The sequence below is a fragment of the Pseudomonas sp. BF-B-15 genome (assembly GCF_019946675.1).
Classification (GTDB): domain Bacteria; phylum Pseudomonadota; class Gammaproteobacteria; order Pseudomonadales; family Pseudomonadaceae; genus Aquipseudomonas; species Aquipseudomonas migulae.
The window spans coordinates 56,093-77,265 of sequence record NZ_JAGYFZ010000004.1 but is presented as its reverse complement, the minus strand read 5'-3'; the positions used below and the strand labels follow the sequence as shown (position 1 = coordinate 77,265).

Annotated in this window: 23 protein-coding genes, 1 tRNA gene and 1 pseudogene; 15 read left to right on the top strand and 10 right to left on the bottom strand. The window is 57.1% G+C overall.

Annotation, left to right across the window (positions count from 1 at the left end):
- The first annotated feature begins 33 nt into the window (after positions 1-33).
- Complete coding sequence (locus KGA97_RS02515) at positions 34-2,436, top strand: TonB-dependent receptor (protein WP_223480164.1); 2,403 nt, start codon at positions 34-36, stop codon at positions 2,434-2,436.
- Positions 2,437-2,489: 53 nt separating this feature from the next.
- Here KGA97_RS02515 and KGA97_RS02510 read toward each other — a convergent pair whose 3' ends face one another.
- Positions 2,490-3,773 carry an NAD(P)/FAD-dependent oxidoreductase gene (locus KGA97_RS02510; protein WP_192226372.1) on the bottom strand — a complete coding sequence of 428 codons (1,284 nt, stop codon included), beginning with the start codon at positions 3,771-3,773 and terminating at the stop codon, positions 2,490-2,492.
- Between the two features lie 182 nt (positions 3,774-3,955).
- On the opposite strand from KGA97_RS02510, the gene KGA97_RS02505 reads away from it, so the two are divergent.
- A tRNA-Val gene (locus KGA97_RS02505) sits at positions 3,956-4,032 on the top strand.
- A gap of 542 nt (positions 4,033-4,574) precedes the next feature.
- On the opposite strand, the gene KGA97_RS02500 is transcribed toward KGA97_RS02505, so the two are convergent.
- Positions 4,575-5,597: an acyltransferase family protein gene (locus KGA97_RS02500; RefSeq protein ID WP_008037601.1), complete on the bottom strand. Its 1,023-nt coding sequence runs from the start codon at positions 5,595-5,597 to the stop codon at positions 4,575-4,577.
- Positions 5,598-5,672: 75 nt separating this feature from the next.
- Between KGA97_RS02500 and KGA97_RS29520 the strand changes: the two are divergent.
- Positions 5,673-5,780: pseudogene (locus KGA97_RS29520) on the top strand (glycoside hydrolase family 19 protein); the annotation flags it as partial.
- Between the two features lie 247 nt (positions 5,781-6,027).
- Here KGA97_RS29520 and KGA97_RS02495 read toward each other — a convergent pair.
- The gene (locus KGA97_RS02495; RefSeq protein ID WP_223480163.1) at positions 6,028-6,975 is read right to left on the bottom strand and encodes an SGNH/GDSL hydrolase family protein; all 948 of its coding nucleotides are present in this window, start codon (positions 6,973-6,975) and stop codon (positions 6,028-6,030) included.
- 237 nt (positions 6,976-7,212) lie between these two features.
- On the opposite strand from KGA97_RS02495, the gene KGA97_RS02490 reads away from it, so the two are divergent.
- Complete coding sequence (locus KGA97_RS02490; RefSeq protein WP_223480162.1) at positions 7,213-7,668, top strand: DUF2214 family protein; 456 nt, start codon at positions 7,213-7,215, stop codon at positions 7,666-7,668.
- Between the two features lie 185 nt (positions 7,669-7,853).
- On the opposite strand, the gene csrA is transcribed toward KGA97_RS02490, so the two are convergent.
- Positions 7,854-8,045: a carbon storage regulator CsrA gene (gene csrA / locus KGA97_RS02485; protein WP_008028241.1), complete on the bottom strand. Its 192-nt coding sequence runs from the start codon at positions 8,043-8,045 to the stop codon at positions 7,854-7,856.
- 250 nt (positions 8,046-8,295) lie between these two features.
- Here csrA and KGA97_RS02480 point away from each other — a divergent pair, with 250 nt between their 5' ends.
- Positions 8,296-8,661 (top strand): SPOR domain-containing protein, encoded by a 366-nt coding sequence (locus KGA97_RS02480; protein ID WP_223434824.1) that lies wholly within the window; start codon positions 8,296-8,298, stop codon positions 8,659-8,661.
- A 101-nt stretch (positions 8,662-8,762) separates the two neighbouring features.
- Here KGA97_RS02480 and KGA97_RS02475 read toward each other — a convergent pair whose 3' ends face one another.
- The 3 genes from KGA97_RS02475 to KGA97_RS02465 form a co-directional block, all read right to left on the bottom strand.
- A complete protein-coding gene (locus tag KGA97_RS02475) occupies positions 8,763-9,452 on the bottom strand; it encodes an endonuclease (RefSeq protein ID WP_008028239.1) in 690 nt (229 codons plus the stop codon).
- 4 nt (positions 9,453-9,456) lie between these two features.
- Complete coding sequence (locus tag KGA97_RS02470) at positions 9,457-9,747, bottom strand: DUF1654 domain-containing protein (RefSeq protein ID WP_008037577.1); 291 nt, start codon at positions 9,745-9,747, stop codon at positions 9,457-9,459.
- Between the two features lie 157 nt (positions 9,748-9,904).
- Positions 9,905-10,993, bottom strand: coding sequence for an asparaginase (locus KGA97_RS02465; RefSeq protein ID WP_008037575.1), 1,089 nt, complete (start codon positions 10,991-10,993; stop codon positions 9,905-9,907).
- Positions 10,994-11,345: 352 nt separating this feature from the next.
- On the opposite strand from KGA97_RS02465, the gene KGA97_RS02460 reads away from it, so the two are divergent.
- From KGA97_RS02460 to KGA97_RS02425, 8 genes are all read left to right on the top strand, one after another.
- Positions 11,346-11,804, top strand: a complete 459-nt coding sequence (locus tag KGA97_RS02460; protein WP_008037574.1) for a hypothetical protein — start codon at positions 11,346-11,348, stop codon at positions 11,802-11,804.
- A 186-nt stretch (positions 11,805-11,990) separates the two neighbouring features.
- Positions 11,991-12,944, top strand: a complete 954-nt coding sequence (locus tag KGA97_RS02455; RefSeq protein WP_008028234.1) for a sugar ABC transporter substrate-binding protein — start codon at positions 11,991-11,993, stop codon at positions 12,942-12,944.
- Positions 12,945-13,000: 56 nt separating this feature from the next.
- Complete coding sequence (locus tag KGA97_RS02450) at positions 13,001-14,554, top strand: sugar ABC transporter ATP-binding protein (protein WP_223480161.1); 1,554 nt, start codon at positions 13,001-13,003, stop codon at positions 14,552-14,554.
- Positions 14,551-15,528: an ABC transporter permease gene (locus KGA97_RS02445; protein ID WP_008028232.1), complete on the top strand. Its 978-nt coding sequence runs from the start codon at positions 14,551-14,553 to the stop codon at positions 15,526-15,528. The genes KGA97_RS02450 and KGA97_RS02445 overlap by 4 nt, the downstream gene beginning before the upstream one ends.
- A gap of 3 nt (positions 15,529-15,531) precedes the next feature.
- Positions 15,532-16,551 carry a LacI family DNA-binding transcriptional regulator gene (locus KGA97_RS02440; protein ID WP_223480160.1) on the top strand — a complete coding sequence of 340 codons (1,020 nt, stop codon included), beginning with the start codon at positions 15,532-15,534 and terminating at the stop codon, positions 16,549-16,551.
- A gap of 41 nt (positions 16,552-16,592) precedes the next feature.
- Positions 16,593-17,510, top strand: a complete 918-nt coding sequence (gene rbsK, locus KGA97_RS02435; protein WP_223480159.1) for a ribokinase — start codon at positions 16,593-16,595, stop codon at positions 17,508-17,510.
- Positions 17,507-17,911, top strand: coding sequence for a D-ribose pyranase (gene rbsD, locus KGA97_RS02430; protein WP_223480158.1), 405 nt, complete (start codon positions 17,507-17,509; stop codon positions 17,909-17,911). The genes rbsK and rbsD overlap by 4 nt, the downstream gene beginning before the upstream one ends.
- Before the next feature lie 43 nt (positions 17,912-17,954).
- Positions 17,955-18,983: a nucleoside hydrolase gene (locus tag KGA97_RS02425; RefSeq protein ID WP_008037564.1), complete on the top strand. Its 1,029-nt coding sequence runs from the start codon at positions 17,955-17,957 to the stop codon at positions 18,981-18,983.
- A 31-nt stretch (positions 18,984-19,014) separates the two neighbouring features.
- Here the strand turns inward: KGA97_RS02425 and KGA97_RS02420 are convergent, their stop codons facing one another.
- On the bottom strand, positions 19,015-19,227 hold the full coding sequence (locus tag KGA97_RS02420) for a hypothetical protein (protein ID WP_223434830.1): 213 nt from the start codon (positions 19,225-19,227) through the stop codon (positions 19,015-19,017).
- Between the two features lie 132 nt (positions 19,228-19,359).
- Here KGA97_RS02420 and KGA97_RS02415 point away from each other — a divergent pair, with 132 nt between their 5' ends.
- Positions 19,360-19,665 carry a hypothetical protein gene (locus KGA97_RS02415; protein ID WP_008023976.1) on the top strand — a complete coding sequence of 102 codons (306 nt, stop codon included), beginning with the start codon at positions 19,360-19,362 and terminating at the stop codon, positions 19,663-19,665.
- A gap of 165 nt (positions 19,666-19,830) precedes the next feature.
- Positions 19,831-20,151 carry an I78 family peptidase inhibitor gene (locus tag KGA97_RS02410; RefSeq protein WP_008037562.1) on the top strand — a complete coding sequence of 107 codons (321 nt, stop codon included), beginning with the start codon at positions 19,831-19,833 and terminating at the stop codon, positions 20,149-20,151.
- 72 nt (positions 20,152-20,223) lie between these two features.
- On the opposite strand, the gene KGA97_RS02405 is transcribed toward KGA97_RS02410, so the two are convergent.
- The gene (locus KGA97_RS02405) at positions 20,224-20,436 is read right to left on the bottom strand and encodes a cold-shock protein (protein WP_003179963.1); all 213 of its coding nucleotides are present in this window, start codon (positions 20,434-20,436) and stop codon (positions 20,224-20,226) included.
- 292 nt (positions 20,437-20,728) lie between these two features.
- A complete protein-coding gene (locus KGA97_RS02400) occupies positions 20,729-21,031 on the bottom strand; it encodes a hypothetical protein (RefSeq protein WP_192226388.1) in 303 nt (100 codons plus the stop codon).
- Positions 21,032-21,173 lie beyond the last annotated feature (142 nt).

Sequence of the window (21,173 nt, the reverse complement as noted above, 5' to 3'; positions counted from 1 at the left end):
AAGGCATGTGAACGAATCAAGAGAGCAAATTCAATGCCTGCACCTTGTTATCCGCGTCTGCGTCCGTTGTTGCACCTGAGTCTGCTGCTTGGCCTGAGTGCCAGTCCATTGTTCATAACCGCAAGCTGGGCCGAAGACAGTGCCCGACGCAGTTATCAGGTGCCTGCCGGCAGCCTGAGTGATGCGCTGACCCGTTTCGCGGGGTTGTCTGGGGTCAATCTCTCGGTTGATCCGGCGCTGGTCAGCGGTCGCAACAGTACCGGGCTGTCTGGCGATTACGCGGTCGAGGAGGGCTTTGCGCGACTGTTGCAGGGTTCCGGTCTGCAGTTGCAAGCGGTGGGCGAGCAGGCGTACATCCTGACCCCGGCGCCAGAAGGCAGCAGCCTGCAACTGGCCCCGACCTCGATTCTCGGTGCCACCGGCGGGGCGGACGGCGAGGTGTATGCCGGCGGTCAGGTTGCGCGTCGCGGCTCGCAAGGTTTGCTGGGCTCGAAAGACTTCATGGAAACGCCGTTCAGCATGACCACCTACACCAGCGAGGCGGTCAAGAACTTGCAGGCGCGCACCCTGGGCGAGCTGATCGCCAGCGATCCTTCCGTTCGCGCCACCAACCCGGCCGGTGGGCGCTATGAGCAGTTCACCATTCGCGGGTTCAGCCTGTTCAACAGTGATGTCGCCTACAACGGCCTCTACGGCGTTTTGCCGACCTATACGATCGACATGGAAATGGCCGACCGTGTCGATATTCTCAAAGGCCCGAGCCAGCTCATTAACGGCATCTCGCCGCGAGGTGCCGTGGGTGGCGGGATCAACGTGGTGCCCAAACGCGCGACCGACAAGCCGATCACTTCGTTTACCGGCAACTACGCGTCTGACAGCCAGACCGGCGGTGCCGTGGATATCGGCAGGCGCTTCGGCGAAGACAACAAGTTCGGCATTCGTTTCAACGGCGTAAAACAGTCCGGCGACACCGAATGGGATCACCAGAATGTCGACCGCGAGATGGCCGTGCTGGGTCTGGATTTTCGCGGTGAGCGTCTGCGACTCTCGACCGACCTGGGGCGCACTGAACGCGATACCGACGCCCCGCAGGAGCGCGTGCAAGTCGGTGCCACCGCGCAGGTTCCGCATGCCAGCGATGTCCGCCACAACTATGCGCAGCCCTGGAGCAAGGCGAGTACCAACGACACGTTCGGCACGGTGAACGGTGAGTTTGATGTCAGCGATAACGTGATGCTGTACGGCGGTGTGGGCGCGCGCGAAAGCAATCATGACTTCCTCCGTCATGCTGTTGCGGTCACCAATAACCGGGGCGACTTTAGCGTTCAACCCCGTGACTTCACCCGAGACGAAAGTGTCCGGACGGCTACCGCCGGGGTGCGCAACTGGTTCCATACCGGGCCCGTGAGTCACGAGGTCAACCTGGCTGCCAGCTATTTCTACATGGACTTTGAAAATGGCGGCGCCCGTTATGCCACGGCTAACAGCAACCTCTATAACCCGGTAGTAACGCCGACGCCTGTCAGGCCCACTCGACTCGATTCGAAGGTCTACACCGAGAACCGCTTCAGCGGTCTGGCGCTGTCCGACACGCTGGGGTTCTTCGATGATCGCCTGTTGCTGACCCTCGGCGCCCGCTGGCAGCGGGTGAAGGTTGACGACTGGACGGACGATGTCAAAGGCGACACGGCCTACGATGAAGAAAAGGTTTCGCCGTCGGGCGGCATCCTCTTCAAGGCAACCGACAAGCTGTCGCTGTACGCCAACTACATGGAAGGCTTGAGCCAGGGCAAGATCGCGCCATCGACTTCAGTGAACGAGGACGAAATCTTCCCGCCGTTTATCAGCCGTCAGGTCGAGGTTGGCGCCAAGTATGACGCAGGTGCGTTTGCCGTCACCGCCGCAGTGTTCCGGATCAAGCAGCCGGCCTATGAAACCAACGCCACGACCCGCGTCTTCGGCCCGAACGGCAAGCGCCAAAACGAAGGTGTGGAACTGAGTGTGTTTGGTGAGCCGCTCAAGGGTTTCCGCTTGCTCGGCGGTGTCATGTACATCGACAGCGAGTTGACTGATACCGCCAACGGCACCTTCGACGGTAACCGCGCGCCGGCGACGCCGAAATACAACGTCAACCTCGGCGCCGAGTGGGATGTGCCGACCATGCAGGGGCTGACGCTGACCAGTCGCGGCATCTATTCCAGCTCGCAGTATCTGGACCAGTCCAACGTGAAGGAAATCGATTCGTGGGAGCGTTTTGATGTAGGCGCCCGCTACGCGTTCAAGGTCGAGGAAAAGAACATCACCTTGCGCGCCAACATCGAGAACGTGGCGGGCAAGCGCTACTGGAGTTCGGCCGGTGCTTCGGATGACAGCGAGCCGGGATTGACGCTGTCGACGCCGCGCACGTACTTGCTTTCGGCGACTGTCGATTTCTGAATCGGACCTGTGGGAGCGAGCAGGCTCGCTCCCACAAAGTAGTGCGGTGTTGCTCAGTAGCCGAACTTGTCTCGCAATCCGTAGTACCAGGCGCCCAGCGCCGCAAACGGTGTGCGCAGCAATTGCCCGCCAGGGAAAGGGTAGTGCGGCAAGTCGGCAAACGCGTCAAAACGCTCAGCCTGACCACGCAACGCTTCGGCCAACACTTTGCCCGCCAGGTGCGTGTACGTCACGCCGTGACCACTGCAACCCTGGGAGTAGTAGATGTTGTCGCCCAGGCGTCCGACCTGCGGAAGACGCGACAGGGTCAGCAGGAAATTGCCGGTCCAGGCGTAATCAATCTTCACGTCCTTGAGCTGCGGGAAAGCCTTGAGCATCTTCGGTCGGATGATCGCTTCAATATTCGCCGGGTCCCGCGCGCCGTACACCACGCCACCGCCGAAAACCAGGCGCTTGTCGCCGGTCAGACGGTAATAGTCGAGCAGGTAGTTGCAGTCTTCGACACAGTAATCCTGCGGTAACAGGCTCTTTGCCAACGCTTCGCCCAATGGCTCGGTGGTAATCACCTGGGTTCCGCACGGCATCGACTTGGCTGCCAATTCCGGCACCAGATTACCGAGGTAGGCGTTGCCCGCCACGATGATGAACCTGGCTCTGACCCTGCCCTGAGGCGTGTGCACTATCGGGGTTGCGCCGCGCTCGATGCGTACCGCCGGCGACTGCTCATAAATCGTACCCCCCAACGACTCGACCGCCGCAGCTTCGCCGAGTACCAGGTTCAGCGGATGAATGTGCCCGCCGCTCATGTCGAGCATGCCGCCAACGTATTGCTCGCAGTTCACCACTTCACGAATGCGGCGTTGATCCAGCAGCTCAAGCTGCGTGTGACCGAAACGCTCCCACAGACGCTTTTGAGATTCCAGATGGCCCATCTGCTTGCCGGTGAGCGCGGCGAACACACCGCCGTCCTTCAGGTCGCACTGAATATTATATTTGGCGACCCGCTCACGAATGATCCGCCCACCCTCGAACGCCATCTGCCCCAACAACTGCGCCTGCTTGGGGCCAACGCTGCGCTCGATGACATCGATGTCGCGGCTATAACTGTTAACGATCTGGCCACCGTTACGACCCGATGCGCCGAAACCCACCTTGGCGGCTTCCAGCACCGTGACCTTGAAACCGTTTTCCAACAGAAACAGGGCAGAGGACAGACCTGTGTAACCGGCACCGATCACACAGACATCAGTCTCTACATCACCCTGCAAGGCCGGGCGCGGCGGAACCGCATTGGCCGATGCGGCGTAGTAGGACTCTGGGTAGGGTGTGTTCGCCATCCTGCTGCCTCTGTTTAATATATTTTACGAGTGCATCGATCCTACCCGAGTTAAAAATCGACCGCCAGCCACCGCAAAATCTTCCTTACAGCCGCGAAATTAAATATTTTGCATATTCATAGGGTTAGCTCGAAAAAGGTGTTGACACCCCTCCGGAATTCCGTAGAATGCCGCCTCACAGCAGGCACGTAGCTCAGTTGGTTAGAGCACCACCTTGACATGGTGGGGGTCGTTGGTTCGAGTCCAATCGCGCCTACCAAACAAAATCCGCTCTGCTGGGCGGTCTAGAAGGGCTCACCGAAAGGTGGGCCCTTTTTTGTTGTCTGCGATTTGAAAAACTCCCAGCTCAGAACGCCAATTCGGCACTTGCCTCCAGGTACTCGATCTTCTTTTCGTCGTGCCCCTCCTGATAGTGCTTCGTCATCCTCTCGTTCGCATGCCCCATCAACGCCTGAATGTACTCCTGTGGGAAGCTTGCTGCTCGTACAGCCATCTGAAGTGCGGATCTCGTGAAAAGAGGGGGGCTCGCCGGCTGGCATATGGTCGTAGGCGCGCGCTGCATCCGGGGCCTTGCTGAGCTCCTTGGTCAGGTAGTGCGGGGTTGCCGACGCCCGGTGGTCCTTTGCGTCGATCTGTTCTCGGCGCCGCGCCTTGGGCTTGTAGTGGATCAGGCGTGGCGGCACCAGTGGCGACCGCTCCGTGAGCTGGAGCAGGCCAGGCAGCCTCTGAGGCCGGAGGGGAGGGGAGGCACACATTTTTCAAGGGTGTGCCTTGACCGGAGATTGGTATGGAATCCTGTGGCTACGTTGGACTTGTAGCCTGTCTGGCGCTTTCCAATACCCTTTTTTTAGTAAGCTTCGAAATCGGCAACTCGATGAAGGCAAAGCTCCACCAAGAAAACACCATAATCAAAGAACAAGTAATTATTAGTGTAAGCGTCAGGTTTAAATCAAAGTGATTTTTTGCGCTCAGCATGTACCAAATCACTATCGGATGGATGAGGTATGTGGAGTACGAAAAATCACCTAATTTGGTAAGTATTGAAAGTTTAGGAAGATATCTTTCTTGCGATATGATCGCGATCACGATTATTGCGCTCGGAATCCCAAGCCGCATTGGGTCATGAGTGTCGGTGTCTGGCATTAATGCTACTGCTGCAATCGATATTGCTACCAGAGGAATGGCAGCCATCGGGTTGATTCGTTTAAGTAACCCAAGCTGGTAAATGATGGAGATTATTATCCCCAGCAAGAATTCATATACTATTGGGGCCCCGTAGAATAAGAACGATCCACCCATTTTCGGCAATATGTAAGTCGATATGATAACCCCGAAAAATATCGCAGGAGCTAGAAGGGCGCGGGGCAGGAAAAGAGATAAAAAGAATATCGCATAAAAAAGCACTTCGTAATTTAGCGTCCATCCTACTGTGAGGATCGGATATATTCCTATGCCAGACGGATTTGGGGTGGGAATGAAAAAAAGACTTTTTAGCAGGGATATGCTATCGACGCCCAATAAGGGCATTATGGATGGAGCCCAGTAAATCGTCGCAGCGGTAATTAGGGTGAAAATCCAGTATGCCGGTACTATTCGAGCGGCTCTTTGTATGAAAAATTCTCCAGGTGTCAACGATCTCTGGGAGGCAGAAGTAAAAATGACAAAGCCACTGATTACGAAAAAAATATCAACCCCGATAGATCCGTATAGCGCGATGATATTTGATACTTCATTACTTTTTCCATAACCGAAAATCTGAATGTAGTGGTGGAATACTACAATCCATGCGGCGAGAGCTCTAAGAATCTGAACTGAATTTAGCATTACGATTTCATTCGAAAAAATTGAGTATACCGATAAGCGATCAAATCCGCCTCTTCTCTGGTGGTCCCCACGGTCAATCGTCTGCTGCGGACGCCTGAGCTGCTGGAACAGACCGAGTGGGCGGCGAAGTCGGCGGCGTGGTTCTGGAATTCGAGAAGCCGGAACGTGCCGGCCGATGCCGGAATTTGAGGCGCAAGCGGCGAACGAAGCCGGGGAGCGCGAAAAAGGAACAATCCCTCAACAGTCAATCAACACAGCGATTCAAGATGGTGTCTAGTCCTGAATAAGGTTTACACCTGTTTCAGGACTGGACACTGAGATTTGCAAAGCCCTCGCCGCGCTACATCATCAGGTCGGCTCTAGCCTTCATGTAAGCCGTGGGCTTACATTTGTCGGAAGACCAAAAGCCAGGACCTGGAGCCGCCGATGGTTACTGAGCGGCTTGATTAAAAGTTTTACGGATGTCGGTGCCGAGTATTTCGGTGATCTTTTGATAGCCTTCAAAGTTCGGATGGACTGCGTTATCCCAGAAATAGCTTTGGCTGTTTGGAAGCTTCCTGAACTCGGAGCCCAAGTCGATTATTTTGCAGTCGCATCCCTCGCCATTCCACGCAAGTAACAATCTGTTCACTTCTTCATTGTGTGCATCATGTTCGTCAAGCCGAGGAAGCAGGGTAGAGATGATGACCTGTCCGCCTTTTTCGTTCAGTGCCTTCGCAATCGCTTTCAGGTTTTCAATCGTTTTCGGTGGCGCCCAAAAATTCCAATCGTTTGTTCCTGCAAGCACAAAGTAATAATTGGATGGTTTGATTTTGTCCAAGCGGTCAATGACTTGCTGGGTATTGTTGCCACCTTCACCGGCATGGCCATAACCAACCACATCGGTGTGAGGCCCTACAAACTGCACTCCAGGCAACTCTGGGGCGAGTAGGCAACGGAAATAGCGGCCGTAGCTCCACCAGGTAATCGAGTCGCCTACCATCGTCAGGGTTTTAGCGTTTTTCACGGGTTCTGTTTTAAGGGCGTAAAACTCGTAGGTCCCGGTTTTTTTCGGAGCTTTTCCGGATTCCCACTCAACGTTCCCGACATAAGAAACCCCGTCAATCAGGAAAGCCTCACCCACACGGAATCTCGCAGATGATTTGCCGGAATCCATTTCATAAAGAGTGTCAAAGTCGAACACTGCATTCTTGCCAGTGATGTCGCCGGTCTCCGGCGAGAATTTGATCGCGTCGGATTTCAGCCTTTTCGTCTCAAAAGACCCAATCAGGGTTTTCCCGACGATGGTTGTGGGTTGCATCTCGCAGGCTGCTTGCGCTGTAGAGGCGCACAGCATGAGGAAAAATATTATTTTGCGCATTGGAGCGATCAAATCCATGCCGAATTATGAGCGGGAGTCTACAAGGAGAATGATCGGGTGTCTGTCACATGGCCATCATTGCAAACAAGCGCAGCGCCGGCCTGAGTGACGATCTTCTTTGCACCTGCTTGCAGCTCGCGAATGACCTTGTTTCTGTACTTTGTTTACGTCTCTCGCGTGGGGGAGGGGCAGTCCCCGATTTAATGGGCTACTACTGACAGGCTGATCCAACTCAAACCTGACTGGAGTATCTCGATGCTTGCCCACTGGTTTTTTGCGGCGATTCATCTCTTGGCGTTCGCCCTGGGTTTCTGGGCTGTACTGACCCGCGGCAGCGCTTTTCGGCGGTTAGCCACGGGGCTGGGTGAGGCGCGCAGCGTCTTGATTGCAGATAATCTGTGGGGCATTTCAGCGGTCATTCTGCTGGTCACCGGTGGGATGCGAGCCTTTGCCGGGTACGAAAAGGGCACTGACTACTATCTTCACCAGCCATTGTTTCATCTGAAGATGACACTTTTCGTACTGATTCTGCTACTTGAAATCGCGCCGATGATCACCCTGATCAAATGGCGGATTGCGCAGGCGCGTGGCGCAGCCATTGATGCCAGTCGTGCGAAGCTATTCGCGCGGATCAGCCATATCGAAGCGCTGCTAGTGATGTTGATGGTCGTGGCGGCCACGGGCATGGCGCGGGGAGTGACGTTTGGTTAGCCGAGTACGAATGCATACTTCCCCAGGCTTAATCCGAAACGTCCGACAGCCATGACGTGAGACATGCCGGTAGTATCGGCTTCACGTTCGGGGATGGGGCGGGATGCAGGAGTGATCGCTGTGCGTGAATCTTTAGCCAGCCGTGGTTCGGGGACGAACAGGCTGGCTACTGACTGCAGCAGGATTCAGGATTGCGGCTTGTCCGGGGCGGTCAGGCCTGCCTGAATGCGCTGATAGATTTCTTCGCGGTGTACCGCAACGTCTTTCGGGGCGTTGATGCCAATTCTGACTTGCTGGCCGCTTACGCCCAGAATGGTGATCGTAATGTCATCGCCAATATTTATGCTTTCACCGACTTTGCGGGTGAGTATCAGCATGGTCTTCTCCTTGATTGCTTTGTAGGGCACCTGATTCGGACAGTGCAGAGGTCGGTGGTATCTATAGATTAGTGCGAAGTTTCACGGTTTGGGTGCCTCTTTCTGACGCGCAGATGCTGCATTGATTCCCAAGGCGTAACTATACAGAGGCCGCCTCCATGATTCTCGTTGTTTTGCGCCCATTTTGCGGCACTCGAGAAGTATTCATGGGTGTTAAAATCTCCGCTTTCAGCATTCAGAGGGAAGCGTTGTGCGCAAAATGGCTTTGGTAATCGCAGTACTGGCATTGGCGGGATGCGGTGAGGATAAGCGCGCTGATGCGCCAAAGCCGCAGCCAGCCGTGGCGGCAGCGCCAGCGGCGGTATCTGCGCCGCAGTGGGATCTGGAAGTGCGAGGTGAAATAACCCAGGCTGTCAGCGACCTGAGTGGCTGGCTGATCGAGCACAGTTTCGTTTCCAGCGTGATCAAGGAAAATGGCAAGACCCGCATCCTGATGGGGCCATTCAATTCCAAAGCCGAAGCTGAAGCCAAGCAGGAAGAAGTGCGCGCGGCGCTGACCCGGGCGAAAAAACAGAACATCGAACTGCTGGTCATCGAGCATCCGGTGACTCAGTAAGACGTCATCGGCCGCCCAAACGCTTGGGCGCCAGCAGCACGATTGAAAACGAAAAAGGCCTGGGGCATTCAACCCCAGGCCTTTTTGTTTTCAACAAGCGCTTAACCGCAAGCTTTCATGTCCACCGGCCCGACAAACTCGTTGCCGCGCCCCATCACGCACGCCACGCTCTGATTGCGCTGACGTTCCCAGGCCTGTACCGGATAGGTTTTGTTCCATGCTTCGTACAGTTGCCGATCCTGTTTCGACAGGCGCAAACCGTACTGCTTGCTCATGTAAAAGTACGTTCGGGCGATCATTCCGCGAATGGAAGGGCGGGGCATGACCTTTTTTGCCTTGAAGTCGACCTGGGTCAGGCATGAACCGTATTGACCCGATTGCTCCGGCAACCAGCCAAAACTGAAATTGCTGCGATCGCCATTCACCTCGCCGATGCTCGGCACCAGATTATGCAAGTCGGCCTCGGCCTTCTGGTAAGTCGGGTCGTAGCGCGTGCAGTTCTTGCGTCCGCCTTCCTGCCAGCACTGACGCTGATGGCCGATCTGCCAGGCGGGGACGATGTGCTCCCACTCGATGCGCGAAGCGCGCTTGGCATTTTTGCGTGGCACATAACCGCAGGCCGACAGGTCCACCTTGTTGCCGGTGTATTTACAGCCGCAATAGAACTCGGTGGATTGTGGGGCGTACAGCTTCCAGGCGACTTTCTTGGCTTCGTTGAAGGTGCGCGGGGCGTCAGCTTGCGCGCCCATCGCGAAGAGCAAAAACAGCAAAGCAAAAAAACGGACACTCATTGACTCAATCTTCCTTCGGCACAACCCAGAAAATCTGCACACCGCCATCGTCGCGGTAGGCGAGGGTGACGTTGTCGTTTTCGTCGATTTCTTCGAGTAGTTGCTCCCACTCATCCACTGGCTCGTCCGGAAGTCGGAAGATCAGGGCCGCCTTGGCTTTCTGGGCGGTGGGGGAGTTGATGATTTTCTGAACGCGCATACCCATGCGTACATAGGCATCAGGAGAGGCAGAGGTGGTGGCCACGGAATTGTCCTTATTAAGCTGTACGTGCATACAGTATTTAACTGTAGGCATTTTCGCAACTGCTTAAAATTCAAGAAAATCCTCTGACAGCAGTTTTTCCCGATTGGTGTAGGACGAAGGAGATTTTTTTATCAGACAAGAGACCACTCGCCACGGCCGGCGAGTGGTGAAAGCGGTGCCCGACCGGAACCGGTCGGGCGAGGGCGAATCAGTATTCCCAGAACATCCGTTGCAGCTCTTTGCTGTCATTGGTCTTGGTCAGCGCGACCATGGCCAGGATGCGGGCCTTCTGTGGGTTCAGGTCATGGGCCACAACCCAGTCGTACTTGTCGTCTGGCTGTTCGGCGTTACGCAATACGAAGCCACCGGCGTTGACGTGGGAGGAGCGAATGATTTGTACGCCATCCTTGCGCAGGGCTTGCAGAGCTGGGACCACGCGCGAAGACACCGAACCGTTGCCGGTGCCCGCGTGGATGATGGCTTTGGCGCCGGATTGAGCCAGCGCTTTGTAGGCGGTATCACTCACGTTGCCGTAGGAATAGGCGATTTCGACGTCAGGCAGGCTCTTGATGTTCTTGATGTCGAACTCCGAGTCCATGGTGTGACGCTTGGCCGGAAGGCGGAACCAGTAGGATTTGCCTTCGACCACCATGCCGAGAGGACCCCAGGCACTTTTAAACGCCTCGGTCTTGATGTTGATCATCTTGCTGACGTCGCGACCCGACTGAATTTCATCGTTCATGGTCACCAGTACGCCTTTGCCGCGCGCGTCTTTGCTGCCGGCTACGGCCACGGCGTTGTACAGGTTCAGCATGCCGTCTGCGGACATCGCGGTGCCTGGGCGCATGGAGCCCACGACGATGATCGGCTTGTCGGTTTTTTCCACCAGGTTCAGGAAGTAGGCAGTTTCTTCCAGGGTGTCGGTGCCGTGGGTGATGACGATGCCATCGACGTCTTTGCTGTCAGCCAGTTCGGCCACGCGACGACCCAGTTGCAGCAGGTTGTCGTTGGTAATGCTTTCGGAGGCGATCTGCATGACCTGTTCGCCGCGAACATTGGCCAATTGGCTCAGTTCCGGAACGCCGGCGATCAACTGTTCGATGCCGACTTTCGCCGCTTGATACGTCGCGCTGTTGGCGGCGCTGGCGCCCGCGCCGGCAATGGTGCCGCCGGTGGCCAGGATCACCACGTTCGCCAGTTTCTGTTTGGTTTCGACTTCTTTCGCCTGAAGGGCTGTCGGAAGGAGTAGCAGGAGGGCCAAGGCGCCCGGAACAAAAGTCTTGAAAGCAGATGTCATTATTTTTCTCTCTAGTAGTGAGACGGTGCGGATGCAGGTTCATCTAGATGCGCCCCGGACAGATCTGAATGTCTGGGGTGAATGAGAGGGAGCAGGATCTGTACCAGTCATGTCTGGAAATAAAAAATAGCTTTAACCCAATGATTTGTATCAATTATTCGGACTGTGTTGAGCGAGGTTTAAACGTCCTGTTGTCCGGTTTTCCGAATATGTTTGTCATTTGCGTTCGGCTCTCCGAAAAGGGCTACGACTTCTGTTGAACAGGTCTTCTTGCCAGACGGCAAATCATTGCTAAAGAAACCCGCGCGCAGGTCGATGCCTCTCTGAAGGATCTTTTTATTCAGGAGTTCACATGTCGTTTTCGATAGGCTTTCCCAATGCAGGCGCAATCACCATCGGTGGCAAATCCACCGCAACGATCAAAGCCTTGAGCGAATCAACTTCCGAGGCTTCGACACTGGCGTTGGGTACCGAGGAGGAGGGTGGCGCCACCAAGGTCCGGACCGGCGGCGCGGTGATCGAAACGAAAACGGAAAGCGATAGCGAAAGCGGCAGCGACCAAAGCGTCGTGGTGAAGATGTTGCTCAAGCGTATGCAGGAGCTGCAGCAGCAACTGCGCGAACAACAGCAACAATTGGCGGCGGCTCAAGTGGCGAATTACCCGACACCGGAAGCCAAGACCGATGTCGTCATGTCGATTCAGGGGCAAATTGCCAACACCAGCGGGGCGCTGGCGGAAGTCACAGGCAATCTGGTCAAGGAACTGGCCAAGAGCTCCGGCTCGGGCGGTGTGATCAGCACCACGGCATAAGCGGTTTTGTTACCGCAAGCACAAACCGTGTTTTTCGGCCGTTGACAAATAGCGGCAGGGTTCGCATAGTTCGGTCTACGCAAACGTTTGCGCGGCACTGCCGATGGCTTGTTCCATCGGTTTGCGCGGTGAAACTCATGCCAGCGCAAGCGTTGCTCAGAATAATCATAAGATCGGAGTGAACCCATGAAGCTGCCATTCGCTGGACGTCTTCTCGCTGTCGCTATGCTGGCTGCCGCATCCGCCGCGTTGCCTGTCTCCTCGGCCTTCGCCGACACTGAAAAACCCAAAGTCGCGCTGGTCATGAAATCCCTGGCCAACGAATTCTTCCTGACCATGGAAGACGGCGCCAAGGCCTACCAGAAAGATCACTCCGCCGATTTCGACCTGATCTCCAACGGCATCAAGGACGAAACGGACACTGCGGGCCAGACACGTATCGTCGAGCAAATGATTCTGGCCAAGGTCAATGCACTGGTGATCGCACCTGCTGACTCGAAGGCCATGGTCCCGGTGATCAAGAAAGCCATCGATGCCGGCATCACCGTGGTCAACATCGATAACCAGCTGGATCCAGCGGTCGTCAAAAGCAAAAACATCAATGTTCCGTTCGTAGGTCCCGACAACCGCAAGGGTGCGCGTCTGGTGGGTGAGTACCTGGCCAAGCAGCTGAAGGCCGGTGACGAAGTCGGCATCATCGAAGGTGTGTCCACCACCACCAACGCCCAGGCCCGCACTGCAGGTTTCAAGGATGCGATGGAAGCGGCGCAGATCAAGGTCGTGTCCCTGCAATCCGGTGATTGGGAAATCGATAAAGGCAACAAGGTCGCCGCGTCGATCCTCAGCGAATACCCGCAAGTCAAAGCCCTGCTGGCCGGCAACGACAGCATGGCTGTCGGCGCAGTGTCTGCCGTGCGTGCCGCGGGCAAGGCCGGCAAGGTGCAAGTGGTCGGCTACGACAACATCAACGCCATCAAGCCGATGCTCAAGGATGGCCGTGTCCTGGCCACCGCTGACCAGTTCGCTGCCAGGCAAGCCGTGTTCGGCATCGAGACGGCGCTGAAGATCGTCAAGGGTGAGAAAGTCGACAGCGGCACCAACGGCGTAATCGAAACTCCGGTAGAGCTGGTTACCAAGTAGTCCTTCTGGCGACACAACGGTGCTCGCCCGTCCGGGCGAGCGCATGGAGAGTTTTTATGTCTGTTTGCGCTCCGAACGCTGTCCTCTCGGTCAGCGGTATCGGCAAGACCTACGCGCAGCCTGTCCTCACCGGTATCGACCTGACGCTGATACGCGGCGAAGTGTTGGCGCTGACCGGCGAGAACGGCGCCGGCAAAAGCACGCTGTCGAAGATCATTGGTGGATTGGTCACCCCGACCACCGGCCAGATGCAATTCCAGGGGCAGGATTACCGCCCCGGCAGCCGTACCCAGGCTGAAGACCTGGGTATCCGAATGGTCATGCAGGAACTCAATCTGTTGCCGACCCTGTCGGTGGCGGAAAACCTGTTTCTCGATAACCTGCCCAGCAACGGCGGCTGGATCAGTCGCAAGCAATTGCGCAAGGCCGCGATCGAAGCCATGGCTCAGGTCGGGCTCGATGCGATCGACCCGGACACCCTCGTCGGCGAACTGGGCATCGGTCACCAGCAAATGGTCGAGATCGCCCGCAACCTGATCGGCGATTGCCATGTGCTGATCCTCGACGAACCGACCGCGATGCTGACGGCCCGTGAAGTCGAAATGCTGTTCGAGCAAATCACGCGCCTGCAAGCTCGTGGCGTGTCGATCATCTATATCTCCCATCGCCTCGAAGAGCTGGCGCGGGTGGCTCAGCGCATTGCGGTGTTGCGCGACGGCAATCTGGTTTGCGTCGAGCCGATGGCCAACTACAACAGTGAGCAATTGGTGACCTTGATGGTTGGCCGTGAGCTCGGTGAACACATCGACATGGGGCCGCGCAACATCGGCGCTTCGGCGTTGACGGTCAAGGGGCTGACCCGTTCCGACAAAGTGCGCGACGTCTCCTTCGAAGTGCGCGCCGGCGAGATCTACGGGATCTCCGGTTTGATCGGGGCAGGGCGCACCGAGTTGCTACGCCTGATCTTCGGCGCCGACATAGCGGACAGCGGCACGGTTGCGCTGGGTTCGCCGGCACAGGTCGTGAACATTCGTTCGCCGGCGGACGCGGTCGGTCATGGCATTGCCCTGATCACCGAAGACCGCAAGGGCGAGGGCTTGCTGCTGACGCAATCGATCAGCGCGAATATTGCCCTGGGTAACATGCCGGAGATTTCCCGCGGCGGTTTCGTCAACAACGGTGACGAGATGTCGTTGGCCCAGCGTCAGATCGACGCCATGCGCATCCGCAGTTCCAGCCCGACGCAATTGGTCTCGGAGTTGTCCGGCGGCAATCAGCAGAAAGTCGTGATCGGCCGTTGGCTGGAACGCGATTGTTCGGTGTTGCTGTTCGACGAGCCGACTCGCGGCATCGACGTCGGCGCCAAATTCGACATCTATGCACTGCTCGGTGAGCTGACTCGTCAGGGCAAGGCGCTGGTGGTGGTGTCCAGCGACCTGCGCGAACTGATGCTGATCTGCGACCGCATTGGCGTGTTGTCGGCGGGGCGTCTGATCGAGACATTCGAGCGCGACAGCTGGACCCAGGATGACTTGCTTGCCGCTGCTTTTGCCGGCTATCAAAAACGTGATGCGCTGCTCAACGAAGCAGCGCCTAGGGATCTTTCATGAAAACTGCAACATCTGCCGGTAAACGTAGTGGCAATTTTTACGGCCTCGGCACCTATCTGGGCCTGGCCGGTGCCTTGCTGGCGATGGTCGCGCTGTTCTCGGTCCTGAGCAGCCATTTTCTGTCTTACGACACGTTCAGCACCCTGGCCAACCAGATTCCGGACTTGATGGTGCTGGCGGTCGGCATGACGTTCGTGTTGATCATCGGCGGCATCGACCTGTCGGTGGGCTCGGTGCTGGCACTCGCGGCGTCGACGGTCAGCGTGGCGATTCTCGGCTGGGGCTGGAGCGTATTGCCGGCAGCATTGCTCGGTATGGCGGCGGCCGCATTGGCAGGGACGATCACCGGTTCGATCACCGTGGCGTGGCGGATTCCTTCGTTCATCGTCTCCCTCGGCGTGCTGGAAATGGCGCGTGGTGTGGCGTATCAGATGACCGGCTCGCGCACCGCCTATATCGGTGATGCCTTTGCCTGGCTGTCCAACCCGATCGCCTTCGGCATTTCGCCGTCGTTCATCATTGCCTTGCTCATCATCTTCATTGCCCAGGCCGTGTTGACCCGCACGGTGTTCGGGCGCTACCTGATCGGTATCGGCACCAACGAAGAAGCCGTGCGTCTGGCAGGGATCAATCCGAAACCCTACAAGATTCTGGTGTTCAGTCTGATGGGGCTGCTGGCCGGTATCGCCGCGCTGTTCCAGATTTCCCGCCTGGAGGCGGCGGACCCGAATGCCGGGTCCGGCCTGGAGCTGCAAGTGATCGCCGCGGTGGTGATTGGCGGCACCAGCTTGATGGGCGGGCGCGGTTCGGTCATCAGCACGTTTTTCGGGGTGTTGATCATCTCGGTACTGGCGGCCGGTCTGGCGCAGATCGGCGCAACCGAACCGACCAAACGCATCATCACCGGCGCGGTCATCGTGGTGGCGGTGGTGCTTGATACCTATCGCAGTCAGCGCGCAAGCCGGCGGACCTGAGTCATGGCAACAATCAAGGATGTGGCAGCGCTCGCGGGGATTTCCTACACCACGGTTTCCCATGTGGTGAACAAGACCCGGCCTGTCAGCGAAGAAGTGCGGATCAAGGTCGAAGCGGCAATCAAAAGTCTCGACTACGTGCCCAGCGCCGTGGCCCGCTCATTAAAAGCCAAGACCACCGCGACTATCGGTCTGCTGGTGCCCAACAGCCTCAACCCGTACTTCGCCGAGCTGGCGCGCGGCATCGAGGATTACTGCGAGCGCAATGGCTATTGCGTGATCCTCTGCAATTCCGATGACAACCCGGACAAGCAACGCAGCTACCTGCGCGTGTTGCTGGAAAAACGCATAGACGGGCTGATCGTGGCATCGGCCGGTGGGGACGCGGTGCTGGCAGAAGGTCTGGCGGGCGTGCGCACGCCGATGGTGATTGTCGACCGTGGGCTGGAAGGGGTTGATGCGGACCTGGTGCGCATCGATCACGAGTACGGCGCTTATCTGGCGACCCGTCATCTTCTGGAATTGGGGCATCGGGACATCGCCACCATTGGCGGGCCGGCCAGTACCAGCGTCGCGCAGATGCGTCTGGCAGGTTATTGCCGCGCCTTGAAAGAGGCGGGCGTCGAAGTACCTCGCGAACGCATGCTGGAAAGCGACTTCACCAGTACCGGCGGTTACAGCGCGGCTGCGATCCTCCTGGACAACAATCCGCCCAGCGCTATCTTCGCCGGTAACGACATGATCGGCATCGGCGTGTTGCGCGCCGCCGCCGAGCGCAATATTCGTGTGCCGAGCGAACTGTCGGTGATTGGCTTCGACGATATCCAGATGAGCCGTTATGTCTACCCGGCGCTGACCACCGTGGGGCAGTCGATCCTGCAGCTCGGCGAGATGGCGGCCGAAGTGCTGTTGCGCAGGATCGCCACCCCGGCCATGGCCACCGATCAACGGATCGTGACGCCCAGCATTGTGCTGCGCGAATCGACTGCGCCGCTGGCCGGTGTGTTTGACCACTTCCGTTAAACAGAAAGCACCGTTGAAATTGCATTTATGAGTAGTGATGTATGCCAGCAAAAGTAGTGGTGATAGGCAGCCTGAACATGGACCTGGTGACCCGCGCGTCACGGTTGCCCCGTGGCGGTGAAACGCTGATTGGTGAGTCGTTTGCCACGGTCTCCGGTGGCAAGGGTGCGAATCAGGCGGTTGCTGCGGCGCGACTGGGTGCGCAGGTGTCGATGGTCGGTTGCGTGGGCAGCGATGCCTATGGCGAGGAACTGCGCGGAGCGCTGTTGGCCGACCGTATCGATTGTCAGGCGGTCAGCACCGTCGATGGTGCCAGCGGTGTGGCGTTGATTGTGGTCGATGACAACAGCCAGAACGCGATCGTGATTGTCGCCGGTGCCAATGGTGCACTGACGCCGGCAGTGATTGACCGCTTCGATGCGGTGTTGCAAGCGGCGGATGTGATCATCTGTCAGCTCGAAGTGCCGGATGCCACGGTCGGTCATGCGCTCAAGCGCGGTCGTGAACTGGGGAAAACCGTGATTCTCAACCCGGCGCCCGCCAGCCGACCGTTGCCGGCAGACTGGTATGCGGCCATCGACTATCTGATCCCTAACGAGAGCGAAGCCTCGGCCCTTAGCGGTTTGCCGGTGGATTCACTGGAAACCGCCGAAGTCGCGGCGACCCGATTGATCTCCATGGGGGCCGGCAAGGTGATCATCACCCTCGGTGCCCAAGGCTCGCTGTTTGCCAATGGAAACAGCTTCGAACACTTTCCGGCGCCGAAGGTAAAGGCGGTCGATACCACGGCGGCGGGCGATACCTTTGTCGGTGGCTTTGCTGCCGCACTGGCCGCCGGCAAAAACGAGGTGCAAGCGATCCGTTTCGGCCAGGTCGCTGCGGCGCTGTCAGTGACCCGTGCCGGCGCGCAACCCTCGATCCCCACTTTGTCCGACGTACAGGCCTTTAAAGCACCATGAAAAAAACACCGTTGCTCAACATCGCGCTGTCGCGACTGATCGCTTCCCTGGGGCATGGCGACATGGTCGTGATTGGCGATGCCGGCCTGCCGGTTCCGTCGGGTGTCGAGCTGATCGACCTGGCCTTGACCCACGGCGTTCCGGATTTCATCAGCACGTTGAAGGTTGTGCTCAGCGAAATGCAGGTCGAAAGCCATGTCTTGGCCCAGGAGATTCTGGACAAGCAGCCGTCGGCGCTGGTGACACTGGATGAGCTGAATGCCGAAGGTGCGCTGGGTCGGCGTGAGCTGCTCAGTCATGACCAATTCAAAGTCCTGAGCCGACAGGCGCGGGCGATTGTTCGTACAGGCGAATGTCAGCCGTACTGCAACGTCGTGCTGGTGGCCGGGGTCACGTTCTGATTCGTTTTCGTCTATCTGCTTTTCCACGCACAAGGAGTGCGCTATGTACCGCTATGCTCAGAAACTGCACCATCTGCTCCGGAGTCTGCTGCTTTTGTCCCTGATTACCGCAACAAGCGCCCAGGCGGCGGAAAAGATCGACTTGATCATCGACACCGACCCGGGTGCCGACGACGTGGTCGCTTTGCTGTTTGCGCTGGCGTCACCAGAAGAACTGAACATCCGCGCGTTGACCACCGTCGCTGGTAACGTACGTCTGGACAAGACCTCGCGTAATGCGCGGCTGGCCCGCGAATGGGCGGGGCGCGAGGATGTGCCGGTTTATGCCGGTGCGCCGAAACCGCTGATGCGTACGCCGATTTATGCCGAGAACATTCATGGTAAAGAAGGCCTGTCGGGCGTCACCGTGCATGAGCCAAAGCAAGGTTTGGCAAAGGGCAATGCAGTCAATTACCTGATCGACACCTTGAAAACCGCCAAACCCCACAGCATCACCATCGCTATGCTCGGTCCACAGACCAACCTGGCGCTGGCGTTGATCCAGGAGCCCGAAATCGTTCAGGGCATCAAGGAAGTGGTGATCATGGGCGGTGCTCACTTCAACGGTGGCAACATCACCCCGGTGGCCGAGTTCAACCTGTTCGCCGACCCGCAGGCTGCTGAAGTGGTGCTGAAAAGTGGCGTCAAACTGACCTATCTGCCATTGGACGTGACCCACAAGATCCTCACCAGCGAAGCGCGCCTGAAGCAGATCGCCGCACTGAACAACAATGCCAGCAAGCTGGTGGGCGATATTCTCAACGAGTACGTCAAAGGCGACATGGAGCACTACGGTCTTCCGGGTGGCCCGGTGCATGACGCCACGGTCATTGCCTACCTGCTCAAGCCCGAGCTGTTCACTGGCCGTTCGGTCAATGTGGTGGTTGATAGCCGCGAAGGCCCGACCTTCGGTCAAACCATCGTCGACTGGTATGACGGCCTGAAAGCGCCGAAAAACGCTTTCTGGGTCGAAAGCGGTGATGCCCAGGGTTTCTTCGACCTGCTGACCCAGCGTCTGGCTCGTCTGAAGTAAGTTGTACTCCCGCAGGTGCCAGCCTGCGGGGTTACTCCCTTTCGTTGTATTCAGCGCCCTTGTAGTCGGCCGGGTACTTCTCGAATATCTGTGCGATGAAGGTTTGCGCCGCTTCAGTCCCCAGTTCCTTGACCAATAGATCGATACCAATGATTGCCAGCTCTTCCGGACTGCCCGGGCTGTAAGAGCTGTGGCCTTGTGGCCACTTGGCTTTGATGTCGGCGTCGATGCTTACGGTGGTCATGTTGGCGCTCGTGAATTCGGGAAAGTCTGGGGGGTGAGTTAAGCATTTTGCAGAGTGTTTGGCACTCCGACTTAGGCATGAGGGAAAGGCTATGCGACACTTGGTTTTTGATGATTTTTCAAGGACCGTGCTGTGCAGATTGATTTGAACTCTCCTGACGGCTTGACCCTTGAGGCGGTGCGCCAGCTGCTGGCCTCTGCCAGTGATGATGAGCACACCCAATTGCGGGTGACCAAGGGCGGCATCGCTTACATTTCATCGGGTGTCGTGGGCGGCACTGACATCGGCGGGCTGCTGTTTCGTCTGGAGACGTGGGCCAAGGGCTCGGGGTATGTGGGATTGGTCGCGGCCAGTGACGAAGTGTGGGTCATGCAGATCTTCAATGCGCTGAAAGAGAACTGGCCATCACCACCATTCGATTACATCGATATTTATTGAGCGCAGGTCATATTCAGTCACGATTGCGGGGTGAATGACCGGGAGTGCTCAGGCAAACTCGCCGCTTGTCCGGGTCGAGGGCAGGGCGCTGGCGCTGCCTGTGAAACCAAACTCCAGATTGGCGGTCGCACGATCTCAGCTTAACTATTGAAAAAAGGAGGCTTCATGCCTTGGAAGCTCGCGTCATTGGGTACTTTGTTGGCCGCTAGTCTGCTGGCAGGTTGCAGCAGCACATCTACCGAATCGGCAACAGACCCTGTCACGACGACGGATACCGGCCACAGTCGATGCGAAGCAAAGGCTGCCGAATTCACCATTGGCAAAAAGGCTTCGCCCGCGCTGCTGGAACAGGCGCGTGTTCGCGCAGGTGCGCAGAATGCCCGTATCCTCAAGCCTGACGATATGGTGACGCTGGAGTACCGCTCCGACCGCTTGAACCTGAACACCGATGCCAACCTGGTGATCACGCGCATCAACTGCGGCTGATAGCGTCCGGCTTTTGCTTCACCCATAAAAAACCCCGTCACATGGACGGGGTTTTTTTAGTGCGCCAAGAAATTACTCTGGGCGAACTTGAGCAGCTTGCATACCCTTTTGGCCTTTCTCAGCCACGAAGGAAACAGTCTGGCCTTCTTTCAGGCTTTTGAAACCGTCGCTTTCGATAGCTTTGAAGTGTACGAACAGGTCGTCACCGCCACCTTGAGGAGTGATGAAGCCGAAGCCTTTTTCATCGTTGAACCATTTAACGGTGCCGGTTTGGCGATTAGACATGGTGTATCTCCAAGAAACATATATTTTCAGTAGTACTGTGCTGCTCAGGCCAACTGGGCACACCGGGGTATCATAGTCGAAATGTTCGCTTTGGGAGCCCCCCGGACGTGCTGTTTGCCCTACAGTCGCGCTTTCTTTGTTGCCTGATGTGGCTGAAAGCCCCGATTTAAAAGGCTTTCAGCCGAAAGTAAAGACGATAAAAAAACCTGTAAAACCTGCATAAATTGTCGAAAAAAGCGGTTTTCAGATGCCTTTTACCGGCGCGAAACCCTTTTTTGACACCTTGTCGGGCTTATTTTTTCTGCGGATTATTGGCCTTGCACTTGGAAATCTGGGTCAGGGCCTGTTGTTTCAGGGCGTCACTGGCCTGGTTGTCCATCAGCGACTGAATGTCGCTGGCCGGGTATGACTTGATGGCATCGGCACCACAAGCGCAGTGGGCTTTTGCAGCCGCAGCGCCGATCTGAGGGGTGGCCGCTTGAGTGCACTGAGCCATGTATTTCTCGCGCTCGCCCTTCGGCCAATCGGCATGGGCGGCCAACGGCAGCAACAGGACGATGGGGGCGACTACTGCGAACAAACGATTCAGACGCATGCTGGGATGCTCCTTGTGGGTCAATGTCTTGTTATCTGAGGGGTAAAGCGGGGTTCAAGTTCAGCACTCTGGCATAAAAAGGACTGATTTGCCCCAGCAGAAAACCTCGGCACCGCGACGACCGTTCATCTGTGCTAGCATG